The sequence below is a fragment of the Dietzia sp. SYD-A1 genome (assembly GCF_015356725.1).
GTDB lineage: Bacteria > Actinomycetota > Actinomycetes > Mycobacteriales > Mycobacteriaceae > Dietzia.
The window spans coordinates 1-1,091 of sequence record NZ_JADDKI010000643.1; the positions used below are offsets into that span (position 1 = coordinate 1).

The 1,091-nt window shown below is 73.2% G+C and carries 2 protein-coding genes; both read left to right on the forward strand.

The genetic code is table 11. From position 1 onward, the window contains the following. Window positions 1-203 precede the first annotated feature (203 nt). Window positions 204-404, forward strand: a complete 201-nt coding sequence (gene thiS, locus IY392_RS18030; RefSeq protein ID WP_107757408.1) for a sulfur carrier protein ThiS — start codon at window positions 204-206, stop codon at window positions 402-404. 73 nt (window positions 405-477) lie between these two features. Further along, on the forward strand, window positions 478-1,091 hold a 614-nt coding region (locus tag IY392_RS18035; protein WP_194861976.1), incomplete at its 3' end, for a thiazole synthase.

Sequence of the window (1,091 nt, forward strand, 5' to 3'; positions counted from 1 at the left end):
GGGCACGGCCGCAACGGCATCGCGCTCACCCCGGTGACCGCCGCGACGGTCTCTGCGCTCGTGCGGGGCGAGTCGGTTCCCCGGGCTGCGCACGCCGCCGTGCCGGGCCGGTTCGCTCGCGGATGAGGTCTCCGGCATCGACCACTACGCTGGGGTCACACGTCACCACCCCGGGACGTCACGACCGTGCCGCAGGAGGCCCCATGATCGTCACCGTGAACGGCGAGGACCGCACACTCGCCGACGGCGCGACCGTCCGCGCGCTCGTCACCGAACTCGACCTCCCCGACGAGGGGGTGGCCGTGGCGGTCGACGGCGTGGTGGTGCCCAGCTCGGGCTGGGACCGGGTCGCACTGGGCGCGGGCGCGGAGGTGGACGTCCTCACGGCGGTCCAGGGTGGCTGAGGGCGGCCGCGCGGCCCCCGGGACCGGTTCTGCCGAAGAGTCTGTGGCGTCCGGTGCCAGGACCCCGGCCGCCGTGTTGGACTCGCCGCTGGTCATCGCCGGTGAGGAGCTGGGGTCCCGCCTCATCATGGGCACCGGCGGGGCCGGCAACCAGGAGGTCCTGAGGGAGTCCCTGATCGCCTCCGGGACGGCCCTGACCACCGTGTCCATCCGCAAGGTCGACCTGCGACTGGGGTCCGACGGGCTCGGGCTGCTCGGACTGCTGCGCGAACTCGGCATCCGGCCACTGCCCAACACCGCCGGCTGCCGGGGTGCCGCCGAGGCGGTCAAGACCGCGCGGCTCGCCCGCGAGGCGCTCGGAACCGACTGGGTCAAGCTCGAGGTGATCGCCGACGAGCGAACCCTCCTGCCCGACGCCCTGGAACTGGTGGAGGCCGCGGAGGACCTGGTCGACGACGGGTTCGTCGTCCTGCCCTACACCACGGACGACCCGGTGTTGGCGCGTCGTCTCGAGGACGTGGGATGTGCGGCCGTCATGCCGTTGGGCGCCCCCATCGGCACCGGCCTGGGGATCTGCAACCCGCACAACCTGGAGATGATCGTCGAACGCGCCGGAGTGCCGGTGATCTGCGACGCCGGGCTCGGCACCGCCTCGGACGCGGCACTGGCGATGGAACTGGGCTGCGA

Bases quoted from the DNA above. Each gene is read 5' to 3' on its own strand.
- thiS (WP_107757408.1), top strand. From the start codon at position 204: ATGATCGTCACCGTGAACGGCGAGGACCGCACACTCGCCGACGGCGCG.